We start from the raw sequence: 22,398 nt of genomic DNA, 5'->3' as shown, positions 1-22,398 counted from the left end.
GCCAATTCATTTCCTTGAAGGCTCAATTCGTTTTCTTGAACGCAAACGGCACCAGGTCTTACTCCGCCGCGATCTTGCCGGCCATCTGCCTGTTCTTCATCAGCTTGTAGACGATCGAATCCATCAATGCCTGGAAGGAGGCATCGATAATGTTTTCCGAGACGCCGACGGTCCACCAGCGCACGCCGTGGCTGTCGTTTGATTCGACCAGCACGCGCGTGATCGCTTCCGTTCCACCATTGAGGATACGCACCTTGAAGTCCGCTAGTACGAGATCGGCGATTTCTTCCTGGTATTTGCCGAAGTCCTTGCGCAGCGCCAGATCGAGCGCGTTGACCGGACCGTCGCCTTCCGCCACCGACATGACCGTGTGGCCGTCGATGATCATTTTCACCACCGCCTCCGATACGATCTTCACCCGTCCGTGCGAATCGAACCGCCGCTCGACCATGACTCGGAAGCCGTCGATGGAAAAAAATTCGGGGATGGTGCCGAGTGTTCGGCGGGCGAGAAGCTCGAAGCTGGCATCCGCACCCTCATAGGCATAGCCGGACGCCTCGCGCTCCTTGACGATCGAGATCAGCATGTCGAGCTTCGGATCGTCCTTGGCGACCTCAATGCCGCGCCGCTTCAATACGTTGATAAAGTTTGCCTTTCCGCCCTGGTCGGACACCATCACCTTGCGAAAATTACCGACCGTTTCCGGCGGCACATGTTCATAGGTTCGCGGGTCCTTCAGCAGCGCCGATGCGTGGATGCCGGCCTTGGTTGCGAAGGCGGAGGCGCCGACGTAAGGCGCCTGCTGGTCCGGCGAGCGGTTCAACAATTCGTCGAACGCATGCGAAAGCCCGGTCAGCCCTTCCAGCCGCTCGGCATCGATCGCCGTTTCGAAGCGGACGTTATAGGCGTTCTTCAATGCAAGCGTGGGGATGAGGGTCACCAGGTTGGCATTGCCGCAACGCTCGCCGATGCCGTTGAGCGTGCCCTGGATTTGCCGCACGCCGGCCTCGACCGCTGCCAGCGAGTTCGCCACGGCCTGCCCGGTGTCGTTATGGGCATGGATACCGAGAGCCGTGCCGGGAACGCCGTCGGCAATCACCGCTTCGACGATGGCGCGGATCTCCGGCGGCTGCGTGCCGCCATTGGTATCGCAGAGCACAACCCAGCGCGCACCAGCCTCATAGGCAGTCTTGGCGCAGGCGATGGCATAGGCGGGGTTTGCCTTGTAGCCGTCGAAGAAATGCTCGCAATCGACCAGCGCTTCCTTACCGGCGGCAACCGCCGCCTTGACGCTTTCGGCAATGCATTCGAGGTTTTCCTCGTTCGAACAGCCGAGTGCTACGCGAACATGGTAATCCCAGCTTTTCGCCACGAAACAGATGGCGTCGCTTTTGGCCTGCAGCAGCGTTGCCAACCCCGGATCGTTTGAAGCCGAAACGCCGGCCCGCTTGGTCATGCCAAAGGCGACGAAGACTGACGACTGCGTCCGCTTCTCGCTGAAAAAGGCCGTATCGGTGGGATTGGCGCCGGGATATCCGCCCTCCACATAGTCAAGGCCGAATTCATCCAGCATCGCCGCAATCGCAATTTTGTCCTCGACGGAAAAATCGATCCCGGGCGTCTGCTGCCCGTCGCGCAATGTCGTGTCGAAGAGGTAGATCTTTTCGCGTGTCATTGTGTATTCCGTTCGGTGATATCGTCTATGCCGCGCCGCGCCCCCTTTGTCGACCTTGTCGACATCTCCCCTATATGGGGGGAGATTGGGAGGACGTTTCCCTCTGGCGTCGAAACTGGCCCCGAATTGGCGAAAGCCATCAAGGGGAAAGAAACATCTCCCCCCTTGTGGGGGAGATGTCACGCAGTGAAAGAGGGGGGAGCGCCAAAGGCATTGCTGCTTTCGTCCTTAAGCCGTCTTCCCGGCAAACCTGTCCGTCGCCCTGATCAACTGATCGAGAATGCCGGGCTCCGAATAGGCATGGCCAGCGCCTTCGATGAGATGAAAGTCCGCCTTCGGCCAGGCCTTGTGCAGCGCCCAGGCATATTTGGCAGGGCAGGGCATGTCGTAACGCCCCTGGACGATGACGCCGGGAATGTCCTTGAGCTTGAAGGCATCCCTGATCAACTGGCCTTCCTCCAGCCAGCCGGCATTGACAAAGAAGTGGTTCTCGATCCGCGCAAATGCGTGCGCAAACTCGTCTTCCTCGAAATGGTCGCTGGTGGAGGGTTCCGGCAACAGGGTGATCGTCTGGCCTTCCCATGTCGACCACGCCTTGGCTGCGGCAAGGCGGATAGGCTTGTCCTCGTGCGTCAGCCGCCTGTTATAGGCAAGCATCATCTCGTGGCGCTCTTCGGTCGGGATCGGCGCGATGAAGCGCTCCCATTTGTCCGGGAACATTTCCGAGACGCCGAACTGATAGTACCAGTCGAGCTCGGCTTTGGTCAGCGTGTAGATGCCGCGCACGATAAGCGCGGAGACCCGCTCGGGGTGCTTTTCCGAATAGGCAAGCGCCAACGTCGAGCCCCAGGAGCCGCCAAATACCAGCCAGGTCTTGGCTCCGGCCATCTCGCGCAGCCTTTCGATATCGGCGACCAGATGCCAGGTGGTGTTGGCTCCGAGTTCCGCATTCGGCGTCGACTTGCCGCAACCGCGCTGGTCGAACAGCATGACGTCGTAGAGTGCCGGATCAAACAGCCGGCGATGGTTTGGCGAAATGGTGCCACCGGGTCCGCCATGCAGAAAGACCGCGGGCTTGCCACCAGGCGTGCCGACCCGTTCCCAATAGATCGTATGGCCGTCGCCGACGTCGAGGTGGCCTGACGCATAGGGCTCGATTTCGGGATAAAGTGTGCGAAAAACCTCGGTCATTGCGATAGGTCCTTTGGTGGCCAAGTCTCGGTATCGTGGTCTGGATGCTGGTAGGAGACTATCTCCAGCAGATAGGGGGCGTTTTCGACATCGTCTTCGGTGCGCTCGCCGGGCAGCGTGTGCAGCGTGTCGACAAAGCCGATCTTCGCCTCGGTGCCGAACTGGACGATCGGAGGCAGCAGCGAAGGATCGTCGAAAGCGCCAGCCGCAATCGCCAGTCCATCGGGCGCCTCGAACGTCAGCGGCGTACCGCAATCGCCGCAAAACCCACGCTCGACGAAATTCGAGGACCGAAACTTTTTCAGCCTGCCCCGCGTCCACTCGAATTCTGCGTCACGGACGGAGACCAGCGGCGCATAATAGGCCCCGAACGCCTTCTGGCACATGCGACAGTGACAGATCGAGGCATCCTTTAGTTCGCCAATGGCGCGAAAGCGGATCGCACCACATTGACAGCCACCGGTGTGGGTGGAGAGGGTCATGGGTGGCTCTTTCCAATCAATCTGAGAATGTGATCGCAGACGGCGACGATATCGCTTAGGACGTCATCGTTCCAGAAGCGCAGCGCGATCCACCCGTCCTGCTCGAGTCGGTTCGTGCGAGCCCTGTCGTAGTCAAGACGGTGGTCGTTGCCGTGCTGCGATCCGTCGACTTCAACAATTAACCGGTGGGTTGGGCACGCAAAATCGACGATGTAGCCGGCAATTGGCATCTGTCGTCTAAAGCCAAGCCCCATCAACCGGTGCGACCGCAATTCATTCCAGAGCTTCAGTTCTGCATCCGTCAGGGTGCTTCGCATGCCGCGGGGATTGGCTCGATTTCTTGGCGACATTGGAGTATGCGGCACGTCACCCCCCTCTGTCACTTGGTGATATCTCTCCCCCAAGGGGTGAGATTGGAGGATGCGGCTCGCCTGTTCAATCCTACAAAATCTAGTGTTGAGGCGAGCGCGATGCATGGTTTTGCGACTGCAATCGCCACGGGTCCCCGATCTCCCCCCCAAGGGGGGAGATGTCACGAAGTGACATAGGGGGGTATCCCAACTCATCGCCGAACCTCCCAAGTCGTCAGCCTTTCCCCCGTCACCGCATCCTTCCCGTCCTTCAACTGCACGCCCTTGGCCGACAAATCATCCCTGATCTTATCCGCCTCGGCAAAGTTCCTCGCCTTCAACATTTCAAGCCGCATTGCCACCAGCGCATCGACTGCCAACACGACAGCGTCATCCACTTCGGCCTTTTTCGGCAGTACGCCGAGAAGTGCGGCGCTGGCTGCAAAGCGGGGCAGGAGGGAAGCATCCGCATTTGCAGCTTGCGCCAGCGCATGTACGGCCTGCACTGCGCCGACGGTGTTGAGGTCGTCGGCAAGTGCTGCCAGTACCGCCTCGTCGACCGCAGCCTTGCCCGCCTCGGCCGCCGGCCACTTTGCAAGCAGCCGCTCAGCCTCTTCCAGCCGCTTTATCGAGAAATCGATCGGTTCGCGATAGTGCGTCATCAGCATCGCAAGCCGCAACACTTCGCCCGGCCAAGTCCGGCCGCCGAATTTTTCCGTGTTCAGCAACTCGTCGATGGTGACGAAGTTGCCTTCGGATTTCGACATCTTGCGGCCTTCGACCTGCAGGAAGCCGTTGTGCATCCAGAGATTGGCCATGACGTCGGTGCCGTGGGCGCAGCGCGATTGGGCAATCTCGTTTTCGTGGTGCGGGAAGATGAGGTCCAGCCCGCCGCCGTGAATATCGAAGACATCGCCAAGGTAGCGCCGGCTCATAGCCGAGCATTCGATGTGCCAGCCCGGACGGCCGCGGCCCCAGGGGCTTTCCCAGCCGGGCTCGTTCTCGTCGGAGAGCTTCCACAGGACGAAATCGCTGGGGCTTTTCTTGTGGGCGTCGACAGCGACGCGGGCGCCGGCTTGCTGCTCATCGAGGTTGCGCTTCGACAGCTGCCCGTAATCGGCCATGGATTTGGTGTCAAATAGCACTTCGCCGCTGGCCACATAGGCGTGCCCCTTGGCGATCAGCCTCTCGATGATCTCGATCATCTCAGCAATATTGTCCGTCGCGCGCGGCTGTTCGCTTGGTTCCAGGCAACCGAGCGCCTTCGCGTCGGCAATGAATTGTTTCTCGGTCTTCTCGGTGACGGCCCGGATCGCTTCGTTCAGCGCCAGGCCGGGAAAGTCGCGCAGCGCCCGCGCGTTGATCTTGTCGTCGACGTCGGTGATATTGCGCACATAGGTGACATGCGCCTCACCATAGACATGGCGCAGCAGCCGAAAGAGCACGTCGAAGACGATGACTGGTCTGGCATTGCCGATATGGGCGAAGTCGTAGACGGTCGGGCCGCAGACATACATGCGAACATTGTTCGCATCGATCGGCTTGAACTCGCTCTTCTCGCGCGTCAGCGTATTGTATAGCTTGAGCGTCGTGCCCATTCCCAGTCTCCCAAAAACCCATAAATGACGACACCGGCTGCCCGGACGTTTGTCTGCTCTAGGTTCTTTCAAGGAGACGAAAACGGCCAAGCCAGCGCAGCGCTAGCGAATAATCTTCCGGCAGATAATGCAGGTAACCGTTTTCATGGCGCGTTTTATGACGCGGTTGTCGGGGTTGGTCAAGTAGGGGATGGGTCAGACAAATGAGGTTCTCGCTGAGCCGCCCCCTCTGTCAGCTTCGCTGATATCGCCTCCACGGGTGTAGAGATTTAAGAGGATGCCACGCCGGCGTTGCCAGTAAGAAAACCTCACCATCTTGAGGGCATGCGGGTGGTCGCGGCATATTATTCTGCCCAACTGTGGGGGAGATGTCGGCCCGGCCGACAGAGGCGGCGTCTCGGGCACCGCCGATGATCAGCCCCAGAACCTCATTCCGGCAACCGATAATCCTTCAACGCATTCTCGCGAACGACAAACAACTTCCCCGTCTCCGTCCACTCCGGCCCCATTAGCGGCATGATCGCCTCGGCTACCTCGCGCGGGTGTGGCAGCGTTTCGGGGTCCTCGCCCGGCATGGCAAGCGCCCGCATGGCGGTACGCGTGGCACCCGGATCGACGCTGGTGACGCGCAGCGCCGTGCGTTGCGTCTCGCCGGCCCAGGTGCGGACAAGCGCTTCCACAGCGGCCTTCGAGGCGGAATAGGGGCCCCAGAAGGGCCGACATTTGTGAGCGGCAGCGGACGATAGGATGACCGCCCGGCCAGCGTCGGAGCGCATCAGCAGCGGTTCGACCGAGCGGATCAGTCGCCAGGTGGCGGTGACGTTGATGGTCATCACCTTTTCGAACACCTTGGCCTCGACATGCCCAATCGGCGAGATGGTGCCGAGCACGCCGGCATTGGCGACGAGGATGTCGAGCTTGCCCCAGCGCTCGAAAATCGAGCCGCCAAGCCGATCGATCGCGTCCATGTCTGAAAGATCGAAGGGCACGAGCGTCGCAGTGCCGCCGACCGCCTTGATAGCGTCGTCGAGATCCTCGAGCCCGCCGACCGTCCGGGCGCAGGCAATGACATGGGCGCCGGCCTTGGCAAGCTCCAACGCAGTGAAATAGCCGATCCCGCGCGATGCGCCGGTAACCAGCGCGATCCTGTCTTTCAAGTTGACGCTCATGATGCGGTATTCCGTGGTCTTGAAGAAAAGTGGGGTGTCTTGAAGAAAAATGGGGGCGAAGAGACGCCCTCATATCAGCGAAGTGGTAACGGCATCAACTGGCGAAGGTCAGCCATTGCTGGCAAGCATCGACAGCTTGCGGACGTTGTTGGTGCTTTCGCGGTCGAGCAGCCGTGTCGGGTAATCGCCGGTGAAATAGTGATCTGTAAATTGCGGATTGGCATCATCGCGAGGGCCGCCGCCAACGGCGCGATAAAGCCCGTTGATCGACAGGAATTCGAGCGAATCGGCCCCGATGAAGTCGCACATCGCTTGAAGGCTCTCATACTGGTTGGCAAGCAGCTTGTCGGCATCAGGCGTATCGATGCCGTAGAAATCCGGATGGTAGATCATCGGGCTGGCGACGCGGATGTGAACTTCGCTGGCGCCCGCCTCGCGGATCATCTGCACGATCTTGACCGAGGTCGTGCCGCGCACGATCGAATCGTCGACGAGCACGACGCGCTTGCCTTCGAGAATGGCGCGGTTGGCCGAGTGCTTCAGCTTGACGCCGAAGGCGCGGATCGACTGCGTCGGCTCGATGAATGTGCGGCCGACGTAATGGTTGCGTATGATGCCGAGTTCGAACGGGATTCCGCTTGCCTGGGCATAGCCGATCGCCGCCGGCGTGCCGCCGTCCGGAACCGGCACAACGAGGTCGGCCTCGACTGGCGCTTCCTTGGCGAGGTTAATGCCCATGTTGCGGCGGGCGACATAGACGTTGCGGCCGCCGACGACCGAATCCGGGCGCGCGAAATAGACATATTCGAAAAGGCAGAGCCGCTCGGGCTTTGGCATATCCGCCTTGCGACTGTCGATGGTGATCGACCCATCCTGCTGGATTTCGCAGATGATGACTTCGCCGTTTTCCACGTCGCGCACGAATTTCGCGCCGATGATGTCAAGCGCGCAGGTTTCCGAGCAGAAGATCGGCTTGCCGTCGAGCTCGCCCATTACCAGCGGCCGGATACCGATCGGGTCGCGCGCGGCAATCAGCTTGGTGCGGGTCATAGCCAGCATCGAGTATCCGCCTTCCATCTGGCGGATCGCGTCGATGAAGCGGTCGGAGGAGGAGGGATGCTTGGAGCGCGCGATGAGATGAAGGACGACTTCCGTATCCGAAGTCGACTGACAGATGGCGCCATCGGCGATCAGCATGCGGCGCATCGTCAGGCCGTTGGTGAAATTGCCGTTATGGGCGATTGCGATGCCGCCGACTTCGAGTTCGGCAAACAGAGGCTGCACGTTGCGAAGGATGGTCTCACCGGTCGTCGAATAACGGACATGGCCGATGGAGCGGTCGCCGGGAAGCCGGGCAAGAGTGGCGGGGTCAGTGTAATGGTCGCCGACGAGGCCCATGCGCCGTTCCGAGTGGAAGCGCTGGCCATCGAAGGAGACGATGCCCGCCGCCTCCTGTCCACGGTGCTGCAGGGCATGCAACCCGAGCGCGGTGAGCGTCGCCGCATCCGAATGGCCCAAGATGCCGAACACGCCGCACTCTTCGTGCAGCGTATCGCCGTCAATATCATCCTCGGTGGAAAAAGACTGGGACTGGTTCATGGCGGCAGGCCTTTGCTCTCACTGGGGTTCGGTTCGGGCAGCGTCGCGGCTGGATATCAAAATAGCCGATAATCCGGCCGGGCAAAATGCCTGGCCGGATTATTGTGTCTGGTCCCGCTCAGATGGCTATTCCGTCTCCGCGGGTCAAGCATGTAAACACAGCGTCAATTGTTCGTCTTCGGCGCGGCCGGTGCCGGAGCAGGCGTCGCCGGTGCATCGTCGGAAGGCGCTGCATCATTCGTCGTTCCGCTCTCGTCGGCCGGCTGTTTCTTCTGCGGCGACTGAATCTTGTCGATAACGTTGGTGCGGATCATCTGGGCGAACTGCTCCGGCAGCATCCCCTCGAGCTTCACCACCATCGAATCGAGGAATGGCTTCGACTTGGCATTGTTGACCCAGTCAGGCCGGTGCGCGGTATCGACCAGCCAATTCCAGAAGGCAACAGCGACGACCAGCAACAGCACGCCGCGGGCCGCGCCGAAAAGGAAGCCGAGTGTGCGGTCCAGCGCACCGATGCGGCTGTCGATGATGAAATCGGCGATCTTCATGGTGATGAAAGAGATGATGATCAGCGCGACCAAGAAAACCACGGCCGCCGAACCGACGATCGCGATGCGCTCATCGTCGGTGTAGCGCTTGGCATAGGGAACGAGCATCGGGTAGAGGTAATAGGCTGCGGCAGCGGAGCCGCCCCAGCTCACGATCGAAAGAACTTCGCGGGAAAAGCCCCGAACCATTGCCAGCACCGCGGAAAACAGCACGACGCCGATGACAATACCGTCGAAAATCGTAATGGGCATATAAAATCCACTCCAAGACCTGCCATCACAGGATGGCTACCGTCTGCCTTCATGCCTGTCCCGCATCATCGCCAATCCGGCGAGTTGCAAATCAGTCTTCATCCTCAGCCTGGCGCAAGGCGCCTTTCGATCCCGCAACACGCGCCACCATGTCGGGCAAGCTGCCGATTTCGCTCCAGCGCCCGCCATTGCCTTTTGGCAACTCGGCGGAACCGGATGGCAGAAGCGCTGCGGAAAATCCCAGCTTCTCGGCTTCCTTGAGACGCTGGGCGGTATGCCCGACCGGCCGAACCGCGCCTGACAGACTGACTTCGCCGAAATAGACGCAATCGACCGGAAGGGCAAGACCGGCAAGGGACGAAACCAGTGCAGATGCAACGGCAAGGTCGGCTGCCGGTTCCGAAATGCGATAGCCGCCAGCGATATTGAGGTAAACGTCGTGGCCACCGAGCCTCACGCCGCAATGGGCCTCGAGCACCGCAAGGATCATCGACAGCCGCGCCGAGTCCCAGCCGACGACGGCACGGCGCGGGGTGCCGAGCGACGTCGGGGCCACGAGCGCCTGAACCTCGACCAGGATCGGCCTTGTGCCTTCCATCCCGGCAAAGACGGCGGCACCTGGTGATTTGGCGTTACGCTCCCCAAGAAAAAGCTCGGATGGATTAGCGACCTCGCGCAGTCCGATGTCAGACATTTCGAACACGCCGATCTCGTCCGTCGGGCCGAAGCGATTCTTGACGGTTCGCAGGATGCGGTAGTGATGACCGCGATCGCCCTCGAAATAGAGCACGGCATCGACCATGTGCTCGACGACGCGGGGGCCGGCGATCTGCCCGTCCTTGGTGACATGTCCGACGAGCACCATGGCAGCACCCGTCTGCTTGGCAAAGCGGATCATCGCCTGCACGCCAGTCCTCACCTGCGTCACCGTTCCCGGTGCGGATTCGGCAAGCTCGCTCCACAGCGTCTGGATGGAATCGATAATCACCAGATCCGGCCGCTTGCCCTCGGCAAGCGTTGCAAGGATATCCTCGACATTGGTCTCGGCAGCCAGCATCACGTCGGTATCGGCGGCATTGAGCCGCTGCGCACGAAGTCTGACCTGCGCCACCGCTTCTTCGCCGGAGACATAGACGATCTTATGCCCGCGCCTCGAAAGCGCTGCCGCGGCCTGCATCAGCAAGGTCGACTTGCCAATCCCCGGATCGCCGCCCACAAGCACGGCGGAGCCGCGCACGAAGCCGCCGCCGGTGGCGCGATCCAGTTCCGAAATACCGGTCTCGATGCGCGGGGCTTCCTCGATCTCCCCAGAAAGAGGCGTCAGTGCCACAGGCCGGCCCTTCTTCGGAACCCTGCCGGGACCCGAGCCGATCCCCCCCATCGGATCCTCCTCGACGATCGTATTCCACGCGCCGCAGGATTCGCACTTTCCCGCCCAGCGATTATGGATGGTGCCGCAATTCTGACAGATGAACTGTGTTCTGGCCTTGGCCATTAAATGCTGCTTTCGGTGAAGTCTTCAGGCGCGATGTCCTGCCGCCCATGAACGACGCGGAGAATCAGTAGAGCTTCCTGTGTTACCCGGAAATAGAAGCATTGGTCGCGATAAGTAAATGCCCTTGTGTCCAAGCCGAGGGCATCGCCACCGATACCGGTCAGGCCCAGTTGGGCACAGGAATGAGCTTTCGCATGAAGCTCCAAAATGAATGTGTTTGCAGCGCCGGGATTGTCCTTGCCGATTTGCCGGTAAATGCCCGAAGGTCCGCTCTCGCGGATGTAGACCAGGAGACTTTTCGCGATCTAATGGCCAAACTCCAGTCTGGAAATATCCTGGAGCATTTCTTCGGCGCTATCGTAGGTGTGGTAAAGTGCGGCTTCGAAGTCGTCTTCGCCTTCCTTGATCAGCTCCCGCAGTTCCGCGACCTTTGCCTCGCGCTTGCGAAGAAGCCTCAGCCCCGCGCGAACCACCTCGTCGGCATCCCTGTAAGAGCCGGATTGCACCTGCTTTGAGGGCCCTCTCCGGCTCATCCAGATAAATGATCGCCATGATGATCTCCAATGGCCTCCGCTACATAACATTGGAGGGAGAATATTCTTACTCTTCGGCGATGTAGCGCCGTTGATGGCGCAGCCCCATGCCGGCAAGCATTTCGTAGCCTATCGTGCCGGCGGCGCGGGCAGCGTCGTCCACAAGGATGTTGCTGCCGAAGAGCTCGACATAGTCGCCGGCACGAACGAGGCCGCCGGGAACATCGGTGATGTCGAAGATCGTCATGTCCATGGTGATGCGGCCGGCCACAGGCACGCGATGTCCGGCGATGAAGCCCTGTCCGCCGGGCAATCCCGTCTGCCGCAAAGGCACGCCGCCGCTCGACTGGCTGCGCATGTATCCGTCCGCATAACCGGCTGACACCACTGCCAGCCGGCTGTCGCGGGTCAGCTGCATGGCGCGGCCATAGCTTACCCCTTCACCGGCCTTCACGTCACGGACCTGGATGATGCGCGCTTCGGCGGTGACGACGGGACGCATCGGGTTGGCCATGCCGTTAACGGCCTCGCCGCCATAAAGCGCGATGCCGGGCCGGGTTAGGTCGAAATGATAATCCGATCCGAGAAAGATGCCGGCCGATGCGGCAAGACTTGAATCGATGCCTTCGAAAGCCGCGCTAACACGCCGGAAAGATTCAAGCTGTTGCCGGTTCATCGTCGATGAGGGTTCGTCGCCGCAGGCAAGATGGCTCATGACCAGAACCGGCGAAAAGCTCGCAGGCCGCGAGACATCGTCGGCAAGCGCAATCGCATCGTCCACCGCCAGCCCAAGCCGATTGAAGCCCGTATCGACCTGCAGGGCGCAGGGATAGTCGCCGTAGTCGGAGAGAACCGCCATCCAGAACGCCAGTTGCTCATCAGACGAGATCACCGGAACCAGATCGTTCTCGAAAAACAGCCGCTGCATTCCGGGCCAGATACCGGCAAGAACGAAGATGCGTGCATCGGGCGCATAAAGCCGAAGCGTCACGCCTTCCTCCGCAGTGGCGACAAAGAAGTCGCGCGCGCCGGCAAGATAGAGCGCCTCTCCCGCGTCCTCGATGCCGATGCCATAGGCATCCGCCTTGACGACAGCTGCTGTGCGGGCGCTGCCGGAGCGGCGGGCCATGTCGCGCCAGTTTTCGACCAGTGCGCCGAGATCGACGGTCAGCCGCAACCCGGCGGTTTCGAAGGCGTCACAGGTGTCGTCGAACTCGTCGGGAATGTCAGTCATGGAACCGCCGTGAATAAAAAAGTGGCCGGAGAGGGGATGCATCTCCGGCCAGAGTAAAGGTGATAGACGTCAAGAGAAAGGCCGCGCCCGCATGTCAGCCCTGCGCGGACGCTAATAATCAATGTTCCTCATATTGGATGAAGGAGGAATCGGCGAGATCGGCAAAGCGCGTGAACTCCGCCTGGAAGCCCATCCGGACGGTACCGGTCGGTCCATGGCGTTGTTTCGAGATGATGACGTCGGCGGTGCCCTTGACCTTTTCAAACAGCGCTTCCCATTCCGCATATTTCGGATCGGCAGGGTCGCGCGGCTCGGAATTCTTGACGTAATACTCCTCGCGGAACACGAAGAGCACGACGTCGGCGTCCTGCTCGATCGAGCCCGATTCGCGAAGGTCTGAAAGCTGCGGGCGCTTGTCGTCGCGATTTTCCACCTGGCGCGACAGCTGTGACAGCGCAATGATCGGAACGTTCAGCTCCTTGCCCAGCGCCTTCAGGCCGGTGGTGATCTCGGTCACTTCCTGGACACGGTTCTCGCCGGCCTTCTTGGAGCCGGTCATCAGCTGAATATAGTCGATGATCAGGACGTCCAGGCCGCGCTGCCGCTTGAGGCGGCGAGCCCGTGCGGCAAGCTGGGCGATCGAGATGCCGCCGGTCTGGTCGATATAGAGAGGCACCTTCTGCATCATCATCGAGCAGGCGACCAGCTTTTCGAAATCCGCGTCGTTGATGTCGCCGCGACGGATTTTCGAGGAGGAGACCTCGGTCTGTTCGGAGATGATGCGGGTTGCCAGCTGTTCGGACGACATTTCGAGCGAGTAGAAGCCGACGATACCGCCGTTCTTCGCCTTCGTCGAACCGTCGGCCTGTACATCGGGTTCATAGGAAGCAGCGATGTTATAGGCGATATTGGTGGCAAGCGAGGTCTTTCCCATGCCGGGACGGCCGGCAAGGATGATCAAGTCGGAGCGTTGCAAGCCGCCCATCTTGCTGTCGAGCGAGTGGATGCCGGTTGAAATGCCGGAAAGGCCGCCGTCGCGCTCCTTGGCGACGGCTGCCATGTCGATCGCCATGGCGACAGCGTCGTTGAACGATTGGAAACCGCCATCGTAGCGCCCATTTTCCGCAAGCTCGAACAGGCGTCGTTCCGTGTCCTCGATCTGCGCCTGCGGTGGCATGTCCAGCGGTGCGTCGTAGGCGATGTTGACGACGTCCTCGCCGATGGTGATCAGCGCCCGGCGAAGGGCCAGATCGTAAATGGCCCGGCCATAGTCCTCGGCATTGATGATCGAGACCGCTTCGGCCGCAAGCCTGGCGAGATATTGCGCCACAGTCATGTCGCCGACCTTCTCGTCGGCTGGAAGGAAGGTCTTGATCGTCACCGGATTGGCGATCTTGCCCATGCGGATAATGTCGCCGGCAACCTCGAAGATCTTCCGGTGCAGCGGCTCGTAGAGATGAACGGGCTTGAGGAAATCGGAAACCCTATAATAAGCGTCGTTGTTGACGAGGATCGCACCGAGCAAGGCCTGTTCCGCTTCGATATTGTTCGGAGCTTCGCGGTAATGCTGTTCGGTTGGAGCAATGGCGGCGATTTTTCGCGCTGCTTCGTTCATCGTCTTCCGTTTCTTATCTTATTGTTTTTAGCTGCTGCGAGGTGTGAAGCGATCTCGCTTTCCGGTCAATGGCGCCGGGTACAGACTTCAGTGTAGAAGGCTACTTCCTCCGAGCTATACACGTTGTTCCACTCATCCACAGGGGCATCGGCATTTTGTGAAAAAAAGCCGATGTGGCCGTGCTGCAACGAATCACCGGACGCGACTCACTCTTGGAATCTGATAGATGGTAGCCTAGCGTTCGCTTCCATGCCATACGCCGTCCATCCGGCAGGTCTCACGTTGAAAAGCGCGTCAAACCGGGTTACATCKTCTGGAATAAATTAGCATGCTAATCATATGAAGCGACCCTGATGTCCAAGACACCGACAAATCGCGAGTTGTTCGACGAGTTTTCCGCTTTCAACAGAAAGCTTAGGGCGGGCTTCGATGCGCTGGTCAGAGAACGCGGCATGACGCTGGCAAGAGCGAGGGTCTTTTTCGCGCTGTCGAAAAGGGATGGCATCAATCAGCGCGAACTTGCCGACGAACTTGAGCTCGAGACACCGACGCTCGTTCGCATTCTCGACGCCATGGAAGCGCAGAAATTTATCGAGCGTCGCAGCACGCAGACGGACCGTCGCGCCAAGCAGATCCACACGACGGAAGCGGGCAAGGTCATCGCTGCGGAAATAGACGCTCTTGCTACGCGCGTCCGGGCGGAGATAATGGAAGGAATATCCGACGAGGATGCCGCCGTGACGCTGAAGGTCATCCGCGCGATGGCTGCCAATCTGCAGCAGGTGGTCAAGGGCTGAGGTTGAGGATGAGCGCAGGGCAGGCTCGGATCGGTGGAGGTACAACGGGCGAGCCCAGAGAACCTCTGTCTGAGGAGCCGGTTGCAGCGCCGGCCGCCCCGGTTTCCCCGCCGATCCCGTGGTGGATGGCGCTGTGTTATTTCTTTGCCTCGGTGATGTTCTTTCTAACCCAGGGCCTGGGTTTGAACCTCGCCCTTGCCAATCTCACCCAGATCCAGGGCTCCATCGCGGCGACGACAACCGAATCCGCCTGGCTGTCAGCGGCCTACATGGCGCCCAATGTCAGTCTTGCAATCGGGCTCGTGAAAATCCGGATGCAGTATGGCGTGCGAAATTTTGCCGAAATCAGCATCATTGCGCTCGTCGTGGCCTCTCTGCTCAATCTGTTCGTCTCCGATCTGCAGTCGGCAATCGTCGTCCGTTTCCTCAGCGGCATTGCGGCAGCACCCCTGTCGACGCTTGGGTTTCTCTATATGCTCGAGGCCTTTCAGCCGGCGAAGAAACTGACCGTTGGTGTCAGCCTTGCGATGATGAACACGGCGCTGGCCGCTCCGATCACGCGCCTGGTGTCGCCGGCACTGCTGGATTTCGGAGAATGGCGCGGGCTCTATACCCTTGAGATGGCGCTTGCCTTGCTGGTGATGCCGATCATCTATCTCCTGCCTTTGACGGCGCCGCCGCGTGTCAAGGTGATCAATTTCGGCGATATCGGCAACTACCTGCTGATCGCCGTTGGCTTCGGCTGTCTCGCCGTTGTCCTGTCTGTTGGCAAGGCCTACTGGTGGTTCGACGTGCCCTGGCTCGGGGTTCTGATGGTTGTTTGCATCACCACGCTGGTCGCTGCGATTATGGTGGATCTCAATCGACCGACGCCTCTGATCGACGTGCGTTGGCTCTTGAGGCGTGAAAACCTGCTGCTGACCGGGATACTGCTGGTCTTTCGCCTCATCGCCGGGGAGCAAACCGCGATCATCACGACGTTCTACCAGAACGTCGGCCTGCTCTATGATCAATTGCAGCTGCTTTATTGGATTATCCTCAGCTTCACCATCATCGGCGGGCTCGTTTGCGCCGCCCTGATGAACCGCGGATACGGTTGGCAGATCCAGTTCGTGGCGCTAATCATGATGGCGATCGGAGCCTTCATGGACAGCCAGCTGACGAGCCTGACGCGGCCTGACCAGATGTATCTGAGCCAGGCGCTTCTTTCCGCCGGCATAGCACTCTTCCTGCCGCCGTCGATGTCCGTGGGCTTTCGGGCAGCTTTCGCCAAGGGGCCGCCCTATCTCTCCACCTTCTTCGTGATCTTCCTGTTTACGCAGAGCATCGGCGGGCTGATCGGCACCGCGTTCTACGGCACCTTTGTGATCATCCGGGAAAAATTCCATTCAAACGTCCTCGTGGAGCATGTGCTCCTGACGGACCCGGTGGTCGCCCAGCGCGCCGCCCAGCTGGCCGCGGGTTACGGCAAGGTCATCGGTGACAGCGCGCTTCTGAACGGCGAGGGGCTGGCGCTGATGGGTTTGCAGGTCACCCGCGAGGCCAATACGCTTGCCTATGCAGACGCATTTTTTACAGCCGGAGCGATCGCCCTGATGGCGCTTGCCGTCTTGATCGTGCACCTTCTCATTGAGGCTTTCCAGGCTCGCAGCGCAGGGCAGGCGGCAGCCGTTGCATCCAATCCATAAGGGAGTTAAGTCGCTCGATGTCGAAGCTTGTCCGTTCCCCCATTGAGGTCGTTGCCGCCCTTGCCGGCGTCGGCGGCGTCATGCTGATGCTTTATGCCTGGCACCTACCGCCGTTCGAGACCTCGGTGGAGACTACCGACAACGCCTACGTCAAAGGCTACGTCACCATCATCAGCCCACAGGTAAATGGCTACATCACCGAAGTGCCGGTCAAGGACTACGAGACCATCAGCCAGGGCCAGGTGCTGGCGAGGATCGACGACCGCATCTATTCGCAGAAACTTGCGCAGGCCCATGCTGCGCTAGACGGACAAAAGGCGGCGCTTAACAACTCGCGCCAGCAGGAGCTCGCCTCCCGTGCCGGCATAGCCTCCAGCCAGGCTCAGATCGACAGTGCCAATGCCGGCCTGAAGCGAGCGCAGCTCGCCTGGGATCGCATCGACACCCTGGTTCACAAGGGCGTATCGACCGCAAGCGATTCCGAGACGGCGCAGGCAGCACTCGAGCAGGCAAAGGCCGCCGTCAATCAGGCCCAGGCAGCGCTCGAGGTCTCAAGGCAGAACCTGACGACGATCATCGTCAACCGCGCTTCGCTCGAGGCTGGCGTCAGCGGCGCGGAAGCGTCAGTCCAGCTCGCCGATATCGACCTTCAGAATGCGACGATCAGCGCTGCGCGAGCCGGCCGCGTCAGCGAAGTCGGCGTGCGCGTCGGCCAGTATGTCACGCCGGGCACGCAGCTCATGTCGCTGGTTCCGAGCGACGTCTGGGTCATCGCCAATTTCAAAGAGACGCAGCTCGACGGCATGAAGATCGGCCAGCCGGTCTCGATTTCCGTCGATGCCCTCGAGCACCAGCGGCTGAACGGCCATATCGAGCGGTTCTCTCCGGCCGCCGGCTCGGAATTTGCGGTGATCAGAGCTGACAATGCCACGGGGAATTTTACCAAGATCGCCCAGCGCGTCGGCGTCCGCGTCGCAATCGACGCTGGCCAGCCGCTGGCTGCAAGCCTGACGCCGGGCCTTTCCGTGGTGGTCTCGGTCGACAAGAATTCCCAGCCGCAGCAGCCGGTCGCACAAAAATAGCAGGCGACAAGATCTCAACAAAAAAGCCCGGATCGCGAGATCCGGGCTATTCGTTTCGCCAGTGGAGAACGCGATATTATGCGTCGTCTTCGGCGTTGCCGTCGGCATCCGGATCGAAGAAGTCTTCAGGACGCAGCGCGTCCTCGTCGACACCGTAGATGGCGTCGGCGGAGGTGAGGGTTTCACCCTTCTTCTGGCGTTCTGCTTCTTCGGTCGAGCGTGCAACGTTGAGCTCGATCGAGATTTCGACTTCGCCGTGGAGGGCGATGACGACGTTGTGCAGGCCAATGGCCTTGATCGGTGTGTTCAGGTGAACCTGGTTGCGGCCGATGTTGAAGCCTTCGGCAGCCAGGATCTCGACGACGTCGCGGGCAGCGACCGAGCCGTAAAGCTGGCCGGTTTCGCCGGCGGAGCGGACAACGATGAAGGACTTGCCTGCGAGAACGTCGGCGACCTTCTGGGCTTCGCTCTTGCGCTCGAGGTTACGGGCTTCGAGCGTCGAACGTTCGGCTTCGAAGCGGGTCTTGTTGGCAGCGTTGGCGCGCAGCGCCTTGCCGAGCGGCAGGAGGTAGTTGCGGGCAAAGCCGTCGCGAACCTTGACGACTTCGCCCATCTGGCCGAGTTTCGGTACGCGTTCGAGAAGTATGACTTGCATCTTGGTGTCCTTTCAATTCTTAAGGTTTGATATCGGGTTGTTTCGAGGCATCCACATCCTTGTTCGGGGTCAGCGCGATCGCTTTTCGCGTGTCAGACAGGCCAAGAACGAGGATGAATAGGGTGGGCAGGACCATCGTCGCTGCCAGATAGCAGATGACGAGGACGGGAAGACGCCAGTCCTTGCCACGGGTCCGGTAGTGCAGGGCCGCAAAGCCGGAAATCAGGAAGCCGGCGCCGAAAGCACCGAAGACCGTAGCGCCAATCATCGCCGGTACGCCGCCGATAAAGCAGGCGACGAGGCCGGCAAGGAAAACGAAGATCGCATTCCGGTTCATGCGCAGCGCCGATGGAATATCCTCGCGTGGCCGGAAATTGCGCCCCGAAGTGGTTACGATCCGGCTCGCCAGATAATAGGCGGCAAACAGCATGACGACCCAGATACCGGCCTGCAGCGCCGGCAGCATCAGCACGATCAGCGATTTGGTCTGCGCCGTTGCGAGTGGATCCGCAACGAAGGAGGGCTCCTGTGCCTGAAGAGCGCTCATCAATGCGTCGACCATGCGGTTGGTGAGGTCGGGCCCATAGCCGATCATGATGCCGACGACGATCACCGCAACGGCGACGAGCGCGCAAAGCTGCACGACGATGTCCGACAGCGGATACCATGCCGTCAAATGGTCGGGGCCGCCGAGTTCGGACGCCGGGCGGGCAAGGTTGGCCAGATGGCTTAGCCAGCCGGCAGGCGCCAGCGTCACCAGCGTCATCATCAGCGCGAAGGAAGGTGAGATGGCGACGGCACCGAGGACGAATGCGGTTGCGATCGAAACGATCGCTGCAATGTTGCCCCAGCCGAGGCCGGCAATCAGGATCGGCAGCGCGGAGGCAGCATAGAGAACCGAGCTGAAAGACGGCTGCGCATTCGCACCCAGCACAAGCAGGGTAGCGGTGAGGCCGGCAAGGGCGCCGACCAGCAGCAGTCTTGGGTTCAGTCTTTTCACGGTCGCTGTCCTGCTTAAAATCAAGCAGTTAGAGGACGTTTCCTGAATCAGTGTCTCAGAAAACAGATCCCCAACATGGGGTTTCACCACGAGTCGCACTGAGCCAAGCTTCAGAAATCGATCCGGGGCATTGAGGTTCCGATCCGCGCCCAACGCGGAAGGGAGAAAGGAAGGCATTGCTGCCTTCCCTCATTTTTAGAACGATCGAAGCCGATCAGGCGACGACGTAGGGCAGCAGGCCGAGGAAACGGGCGCGCTTGATCGCCTGGGCGAGTTCGCGCTGCTTCTTCTGGGAAACGGCCGTGATGCGAGAAGGAACGATCTTGCCGCGCTCAGAAATGTAGCGCTGCAGGAGGCGTACGTCCTTGTAGTCGATGCGCGGAGCGTTTGCACCGGAGAACGGGCAGGTCTTGCGACGACGATGGAAAGGACGGCGGACCGGAGCGGAGGAAACTTCAGACATCTCTCAGATCTCCTTATACGCGATCTTCGCGCGGACGGCGCGGACGGTCTTCACGATCACCACGATCCGGGCGCGGGCCACGGTCGCCGAAGCCACCACGATCCGGACGGTCGCCATCACGACGCGGACGATCGTCACGGTCGCGCTTCTGCATCATGGCAGACGGGCCTTCCTCGTGCTTTTCGACAGCGATCGTCATGTAGCGCAGAACGTCTTCGCTGATGCGCATCTGGCGTTCCATTTCCTGCACGGCGGCAGGAGGAGCGTCGATGTCCATCAGGGCGTAGTGAGCCTTGCGGTTCTTGTTGATGCGATAGGTCAGGGACTTGAGGCCCCAATTCTCGATACGCCCGACTTTGCCACCGTTAGCTTCGATGACACCCTTGTACTGTTCTACGAGGGCATCGACCTGCTGTGCGGAAACGTCCTGTCGGGCAAGGAATACATGTTCGTAAAGAGCCATGATGTGCTTTGCCTTTCTTGCGTTTGTGAAACCCGGTTTCGGCGGCTAAGCCTCAACGACTGCTCCTGAGAGGGTAGGACCCCAAGCAAGAAAGCGTTAATCCGAGACGGTCGAGAGCGGAGACACGGGAGGCTGGAACGCTTCAGTTCCGAACGATCTCCGCAAAGGAAACCGGCCCTCCGTTCAGCCACCAGCCAGAAGACCGGGTTTGCGAACAGGGCGGCTTATACTGGTTTTTCTTAGAAACGCAAGCCGGACGCTGCAACTATTCGATCGCAGCGGTTTTGCGAGCGATGGCCTTTCACCGCCCGCAAAAGATCAGATTGGCATCGGATGGAGCCGGTGAACCCTGGCAATCTCGGCCAGGACGTCCGCCGAAAGCTCGAGAACGACGGCGCTGAGATCGGCCTTCAACTGCGGCATCGACGTCGCGCCGATGATCACCGAGGCCATGAAAGGCTTGGTCAGGCAATAGGCGAGCGCCATGGCCGAGGGATCGAGCCCGTGCCGTGTGGCAATCTCGAGATAGGCCAGGACCGCAGGCTCCTGCAGCGGCTGCAGGCGACCGCCGATATCGTGATTGATCGACCCGCGCGAACCCACCGGCCGTTCACCGCCGACATATTTGCCGCTGAGAATGCCGCCGGCAAGCGGCGAATAGGCGAGCAGCCCGACATCCTCGTAATGGGACAGTTCCGCCAGATCGAGATCGAAGTGACGATAAAGCAGGTTGTATTCGTTCTGCGTCGAGGCGATGCGCGGTAGGCCTGTCTTTTCGGCGACGGAAAGATATTTCTGGATGCCCCAGGTCGTCTCGTTTGAAAGACCGACGGCGCGCACCTTGCCGGCCCTGACGAGCTCTCCCATGATCTCGAGGATATCGGTGATGTTGGCGATTGCCTTTTCACGATCCTGCGTGAAGGGATTGTAATGCCAGCTTTGGCGAAAGTGGAAATGGCCACGGTTCGGCCAATGCACCTGGTAGAGATCTATATAGTCGGTCTTTAACCGCTTCAAGCTGGCATCGACCGCAGCCCGGATGTTGGCGGCGTCGGCGCCTTGCCCGTTGCGAAGATAGTCGCGACCCTTGCCTGCGACCTTGGTGGCAAGGACGATATCGCGGCGCCTGCCGGTCTTTGCAAACCAGCTGCCGATATATTCCTCGGTGCGGCCCTGCGTTTCCACAGACAACGGGGTGGTCGGGTAGAGCTCCGCGGTATCGACGAAGTTGACACCTTTTTCGACGGCGTAGTCCATCTGCTCGTGCGCTTCGGCTTCCGTGTTTTGCGAGCCCCAGGTCATCGTGCCGAGGCAAATTTCGGAAACCGCGATATCGGTGCGGCCTAAGTGGTTATACTTCATTGGGAACCTTGGTGCTGGCGGGATACGGCATTTTGGAATGACGGCGCGAATTTAGGCTGGAATTGAGCAAGCGCAAGAGGAAATTGCGCTCTCCTCGCAGCCGCAAAAGCCTGGGAATGCTAGGCCCGCGCTATTGACTCCCGCACAAAGAATGTCAATTGGGAGCAAACCCCAAGGGAAACCTGATATAATGACCGTTGCTTTCACATTCCCCGGCCAGGGCAGCCAATCCGTCGGCATGGGCAAGGACCTTGCCGAGAACTTCCCCGAGGCCCGCGCCGTATTTGCCGAAGTCGACGATGCTCTTAGCGAGAAACTCTCCGAAACGATTTTCAGCGGCCCTGAAGACAAGCTGACCTTGACCGCCAATGCCCAGCCTGCGCTGATGGCCGTGTCGATCGCGGTGCTGAAGGTCCTCGAGGCAAAGGGCCTCGATCTGAAGTCGAAGGTTTCCTATGTGGCCGGCCATTCGCTCGGCGAATATTCGGCACTTTGCGCTGCCGGCACCTTCTCGCTTGCCGACACCGCCCGGCTGCTGCGTATCCGCGGCAATGCAATGCAGGCGGCGGTGCCCGTCGGCGCTGGCGCCATGGCCGCGATCATCGGCCTTGAACATGGCGACGTCGTTGCGATTTGCAAAGAAGCCTCGGTGCTCGGCGCCTGCCAGATCGCCAACGACAATGGCGGCGGCCAGCTGGTCATTTCCGGCGAGAAGGCAGCCGTCGAGAAGGCGGCGTTGCTTGCCACCGACAGGGGCGCCAAGCGCGCCATCCTGTTGCCGGTCTCCGCACCTTTCCATTCGACGCTGATGCAGCCGGCCGCCGACGCCATGCGCGAGGCATTGGCGGGCGTCGCGAAGAAGGATCCGGTCGTGCCGTTGATCGCAAATGTTCGCGCGGCCCCCGTGACCGAGGCCGACGTGATCGCCAAGCTGCTCGTCGAGCAGGTGACCGGCCAGGTCCGCTGGCGCGAAACAGTGGAATGGTTTGCTGCCAATAATGTGACGACATTGTATGAGATTGGCACTGGAAAGGTGCTGACGGGTCTTGCCCGGCGCATCGACAAGTCAGTCGCCGGCATCGCAGTCAACGCATCGGCCGACATCGACGCGGCGCTTACCGGCCTGCTGGGCTGAACGCGAACTAGA

22 protein-coding genes are annotated in these 22,398 nt (G+C 60.4%); 4 read left to right on the top strand and 18 right to left on the bottom strand.

The features are described 5' to 3' along the window. Nucleotides 1-58 precede the first annotated feature (58 nt). From cimA to AB4Z52_RS08675, 13 genes are all read right to left on the bottom strand, one after another. Complete coding sequence (gene cimA, locus AB4Z52_RS08735) at nucleotides 59-1,675, bottom strand: citramalate synthase (protein WP_442217519.1); 1,617 nt, start codon at nucleotides 1,673-1,675, stop codon at nucleotides 59-61. Between the two features lie 228 nt (nucleotides 1,676-1,903). Then, a complete protein-coding gene (pip, locus tag AB4Z52_RS08730) occupies nucleotides 1,904-2,866 on the bottom strand; it encodes a prolyl aminopeptidase (protein WP_442217518.1) in 963 nt (320 codons plus the stop codon). Then, the gene (locus AB4Z52_RS08725; protein WP_442217517.1) at nucleotides 2,863-3,348 is read right to left on the bottom strand and encodes a GFA family protein; all 486 of its coding nucleotides are present in this window, start codon (nucleotides 3,346-3,348) and stop codon (nucleotides 2,863-2,865) included. The genes pip and AB4Z52_RS08725 overlap by 4 nt, the downstream gene beginning before the upstream one ends. Next, a complete protein-coding gene (locus tag AB4Z52_RS08720) occupies nucleotides 3,345-3,713 on the bottom strand; it encodes an endonuclease domain-containing protein (RefSeq protein WP_442217516.1) in 369 nt (122 codons plus the stop codon). Before AB4Z52_RS08720 ends, AB4Z52_RS08725 begins: the two co-directional genes overlap by 4 nt. Before the next feature lie 197 nt (nucleotides 3,714-3,910). Continuing rightward, nucleotides 3,911-5,296, bottom strand: coding sequence for a cysteine--tRNA ligase (cysS, locus tag AB4Z52_RS08715; protein WP_442217515.1), 1,386 nt, complete (start codon nucleotides 5,294-5,296; stop codon nucleotides 3,911-3,913). 428 nt (nucleotides 5,297-5,724) lie between these two features. Further along, nucleotides 5,725-6,465, bottom strand: a complete 741-nt coding sequence (locus tag AB4Z52_RS08710; protein ID WP_442217514.1) for an SDR family NAD(P)-dependent oxidoreductase — start codon at nucleotides 6,463-6,465, stop codon at nucleotides 5,725-5,727. A 108-nt stretch (nucleotides 6,466-6,573) separates the two neighbouring features. After that, nucleotides 6,574-8,064, bottom strand: coding sequence for an amidophosphoribosyltransferase (purF, locus tag AB4Z52_RS08705; protein WP_442217513.1), 1,491 nt, complete (start codon nucleotides 8,062-8,064; stop codon nucleotides 6,574-6,576). Between the two features lie 164 nt (nucleotides 8,065-8,228). Then, complete coding sequence (locus AB4Z52_RS08700; RefSeq protein WP_442217512.1) at nucleotides 8,229-8,864, bottom strand: CvpA family protein; 636 nt, start codon at nucleotides 8,862-8,864, stop codon at nucleotides 8,229-8,231. A 91-nt stretch (nucleotides 8,865-8,955) separates the two neighbouring features. Continuing rightward, nucleotides 8,956-10,359 (bottom strand): DNA repair protein RadA, encoded by a 1,404-nt coding sequence (gene radA, locus AB4Z52_RS08695; RefSeq protein WP_442217511.1) that lies wholly within the window; start codon nucleotides 10,357-10,359, stop codon nucleotides 8,956-8,958. After that, nucleotides 10,359-10,604 carry a type II toxin-antitoxin system RelE/ParE family toxin gene (locus tag AB4Z52_RS08690; protein WP_442217590.1) on the bottom strand — a complete coding sequence of 82 codons (246 nt, stop codon included), beginning with the start codon at nucleotides 10,602-10,604 and terminating at the stop codon, nucleotides 10,359-10,361. The genes radA and AB4Z52_RS08690 overlap by 1 nt, the downstream gene beginning before the upstream one ends. A gap of 60 nt (nucleotides 10,605-10,664) precedes the next feature. Then, nucleotides 10,665-10,892 (bottom strand): type II toxin-antitoxin system ParD family antitoxin, encoded by a 228-nt coding sequence (locus tag AB4Z52_RS08685; protein WP_442217510.1) that lies wholly within the window; start codon nucleotides 10,890-10,892, stop codon nucleotides 10,665-10,667. Between the two features lie 67 nt (nucleotides 10,893-10,959). Next, nucleotides 10,960-12,126, bottom strand: a complete 1,167-nt coding sequence (gene alr / locus AB4Z52_RS08680) for an alanine racemase (RefSeq protein ID WP_442217509.1) — start codon at nucleotides 12,124-12,126, stop codon at nucleotides 10,960-10,962. 118 nt (nucleotides 12,127-12,244) lie between these two features. Beyond that, complete coding sequence (locus AB4Z52_RS08675; protein WP_442217508.1) at nucleotides 12,245-13,741, bottom strand: replicative DNA helicase; 1,497 nt, start codon at nucleotides 13,739-13,741, stop codon at nucleotides 12,245-12,247. Between the two features lie 353 nt (nucleotides 13,742-14,094). On the opposite strand from AB4Z52_RS08675, the gene AB4Z52_RS08670 reads away from it, so the two are divergent. The 3 genes from AB4Z52_RS08670 to AB4Z52_RS08660 all read left to right on the top strand — a co-directional run bounded on the left by AB4Z52_RS08670 (nucleotide 14,095) and on the right by AB4Z52_RS08660 (nucleotide 17,308). Beyond that, on the top strand, nucleotides 14,095-14,538 hold the full coding sequence (locus AB4Z52_RS08670; RefSeq protein ID WP_442217507.1) for a MarR family winged helix-turn-helix transcriptional regulator: 444 nt from the start codon (nucleotides 14,095-14,097) through the stop codon (nucleotides 14,536-14,538). Between the two features lie 125 nt (nucleotides 14,539-14,663). Next, nucleotides 14,664-16,226, top strand: a complete 1,563-nt coding sequence (locus AB4Z52_RS08665) for an MFS transporter (RefSeq protein ID WP_442217589.1) — start codon at nucleotides 14,664-14,666, stop codon at nucleotides 16,224-16,226. Between the two features lie 17 nt (nucleotides 16,227-16,243). Beyond that, on the top strand, nucleotides 16,244-17,308 hold the full coding sequence (locus tag AB4Z52_RS08660; RefSeq protein WP_442217506.1) for an HlyD family secretion protein: 1,065 nt from the start codon (nucleotides 16,244-16,246) through the stop codon (nucleotides 17,306-17,308). A gap of 76 nt (nucleotides 17,309-17,384) precedes the next feature. On the opposite strand, the gene rplI is transcribed toward AB4Z52_RS08660, so the two are convergent. The 5 genes from rplI to AB4Z52_RS08635 form a co-directional block, all read right to left on the bottom strand. Continuing rightward, nucleotides 17,385-17,963 (bottom strand): 50S ribosomal protein L9, encoded by a 579-nt coding sequence (gene rplI, locus AB4Z52_RS08655; protein WP_442217505.1) that lies wholly within the window; start codon nucleotides 17,961-17,963, stop codon nucleotides 17,385-17,387. Between the two features lie 19 nt (nucleotides 17,964-17,982). Next, on the bottom strand, nucleotides 17,983-18,963 hold the full coding sequence (locus AB4Z52_RS08650) for a DUF2232 domain-containing protein (RefSeq protein ID WP_442217504.1): 981 nt from the start codon (nucleotides 18,961-18,963) through the stop codon (nucleotides 17,983-17,985). 214 nt (nucleotides 18,964-19,177) lie between these two features. Further along, a complete protein-coding gene (gene rpsR / locus AB4Z52_RS08645) occupies nucleotides 19,178-19,426 on the bottom strand; it encodes a 30S ribosomal protein S18 (RefSeq protein WP_004122103.1) in 249 nt (82 codons plus the stop codon). A gap of 13 nt (nucleotides 19,427-19,439) precedes the next feature. Then, complete coding sequence (gene rpsF / locus AB4Z52_RS08640) at nucleotides 19,440-19,889, bottom strand: 30S ribosomal protein S6 (protein WP_111158624.1); 450 nt, start codon at nucleotides 19,887-19,889, stop codon at nucleotides 19,440-19,442. Between the two features lie 318 nt (nucleotides 19,890-20,207). Beyond that, entirely contained in the window at nucleotides 20,208-21,251 is a 1,044-nt protein-coding gene (locus AB4Z52_RS08635) for an aldo/keto reductase (protein ID WP_442217503.1), read from the bottom strand. A gap of 190 nt (nucleotides 21,252-21,441) precedes the next feature. Between AB4Z52_RS08635 and fabD the strand changes: the two genes are divergently transcribed. Beyond that, entirely contained in the window at nucleotides 21,442-22,386 is a 945-nt protein-coding gene (fabD, locus tag AB4Z52_RS08630) for an ACP S-malonyltransferase (protein WP_442217502.1), read from the top strand. Nucleotides 22,387-22,398 lie beyond the last annotated feature (12 nt).

Source organism: Rhizobium sp. 2YAF20 (assembly GCF_052114685.1).
Lineage (GTDB): Bacteria > Pseudomonadota > Alphaproteobacteria > Rhizobiales > Rhizobiaceae > Rhizobium.
The sequence above is the reverse complement of the archived record's forward strand: the minus strand, read 5'-3'. Positions and strand labels throughout refer to the sequence as shown.

Excerpts from the sequence above, each read along its gene's own strand:
- cimA (WP_442217519.1), bottom strand. The coding sequence starts at position 1,675 with ATGACACGCGAAAAGATCTACCTCTTCGACACGACATTGCGCGACGGG.
- pip (WP_442217518.1), bottom strand. The coding sequence starts at position 2,866 with ATGACCGAGGTTTTTCGCACACTTTATCCCGAAATCGAGCCCTATGCG.
- AB4Z52_RS08725 (WP_442217517.1), bottom strand. The coding sequence starts at position 3,348 with ATGACCCTCTCCACCCACACCGGTGGCTGTCAATGTGGTGCGATCCGC.
- cysS (WP_442217515.1), bottom strand. The coding sequence starts at position 5,296 with ATGGGCACGACGCTCAAGCTATACAATACGCTGACGCGCGAGAAGAGC.
- AB4Z52_RS08710 (WP_442217514.1), bottom strand. The coding sequence starts at position 6,465 with ATGAGCGTCAACTTGAAAGACAGGATCGCGCTGGTTACCGGCGCATCG.
- purF (WP_442217513.1), bottom strand. The coding sequence starts at position 8,064 with ATGAACCAGTCCCAGTCTTTTTCCACCGAGGATGATATTGACGGCGAT.
- AB4Z52_RS08700 (WP_442217512.1), bottom strand. The coding sequence starts at position 8,864 with ATGCCCATTACGATTTTCGACGGTATTGTCATCGGCGTCGTGCTGTTT.
- radA (WP_442217511.1), bottom strand. The coding sequence starts at position 10,359 with ATGGCCAAGGCCAGAACACAGTTCATCTGTCAGAATTGCGGCACCATC.
- AB4Z52_RS08685 (WP_442217510.1), bottom strand. The coding sequence starts at position 10,892 with ATGAGCCGGAGAGGGCCCTCAAAGCAGGTGCAATCCGGCTCTTACAGG.
- alr (WP_442217509.1), bottom strand. The coding sequence starts at position 12,126 with ATGACTGACATTCCCGACGAGTTCGACGACACCTGTGACGCCTTCGAA.
- AB4Z52_RS08675 (WP_442217508.1), bottom strand. The coding sequence starts at position 13,741 with ATGAACGAAGCAGCGCGAAAAATCGCCGCCATTGCTCCAACCGAACAG.
- AB4Z52_RS08670 (WP_442217507.1), top strand. The coding sequence starts at position 14,095 with ATGTCCAAGACACCGACAAATCGCGAGTTGTTCGACGAGTTTTCCGCT.
- AB4Z52_RS08665 (WP_442217589.1), top strand. The coding sequence starts at position 14,664 with ATGGCGCTGTGTTATTTCTTTGCCTCGGTGATGTTCTTTCTAACCCAG.
- AB4Z52_RS08660 (WP_442217506.1), top strand. The coding sequence starts at position 16,244 with ATGTCGAAGCTTGTCCGTTCCCCCATTGAGGTCGTTGCCGCCCTTGCC.
- rplI (WP_442217505.1), bottom strand. The coding sequence starts at position 17,963 with ATGCAAGTCATACTTCTCGAACGCGTACCGAAACTCGGCCAGATGGGC.
- rpsR (WP_004122103.1), bottom strand. The coding sequence starts at position 19,426 with ATGTCTGAAGTTTCCTCCGCTCCGGTCCGCCGTCCTTTCCATCGTCGT.
- rpsF (WP_111158624.1), bottom strand. The coding sequence starts at position 19,889 with ATGGCTCTTTACGAACATGTATTCCTTGCCCGACAGGACGTTTCCGCA.
- AB4Z52_RS08635 (WP_442217503.1), bottom strand. The coding sequence starts at position 21,251 with ATGAAGTATAACCACTTAGGCCGCACCGATATCGCGGTTTCCGAAATT.
- fabD (WP_442217502.1), top strand. The coding sequence starts at position 21,442 with ATGACCGTTGCTTTCACATTCCCCGGCCAGGGCAGCCAATCCGTCGGC.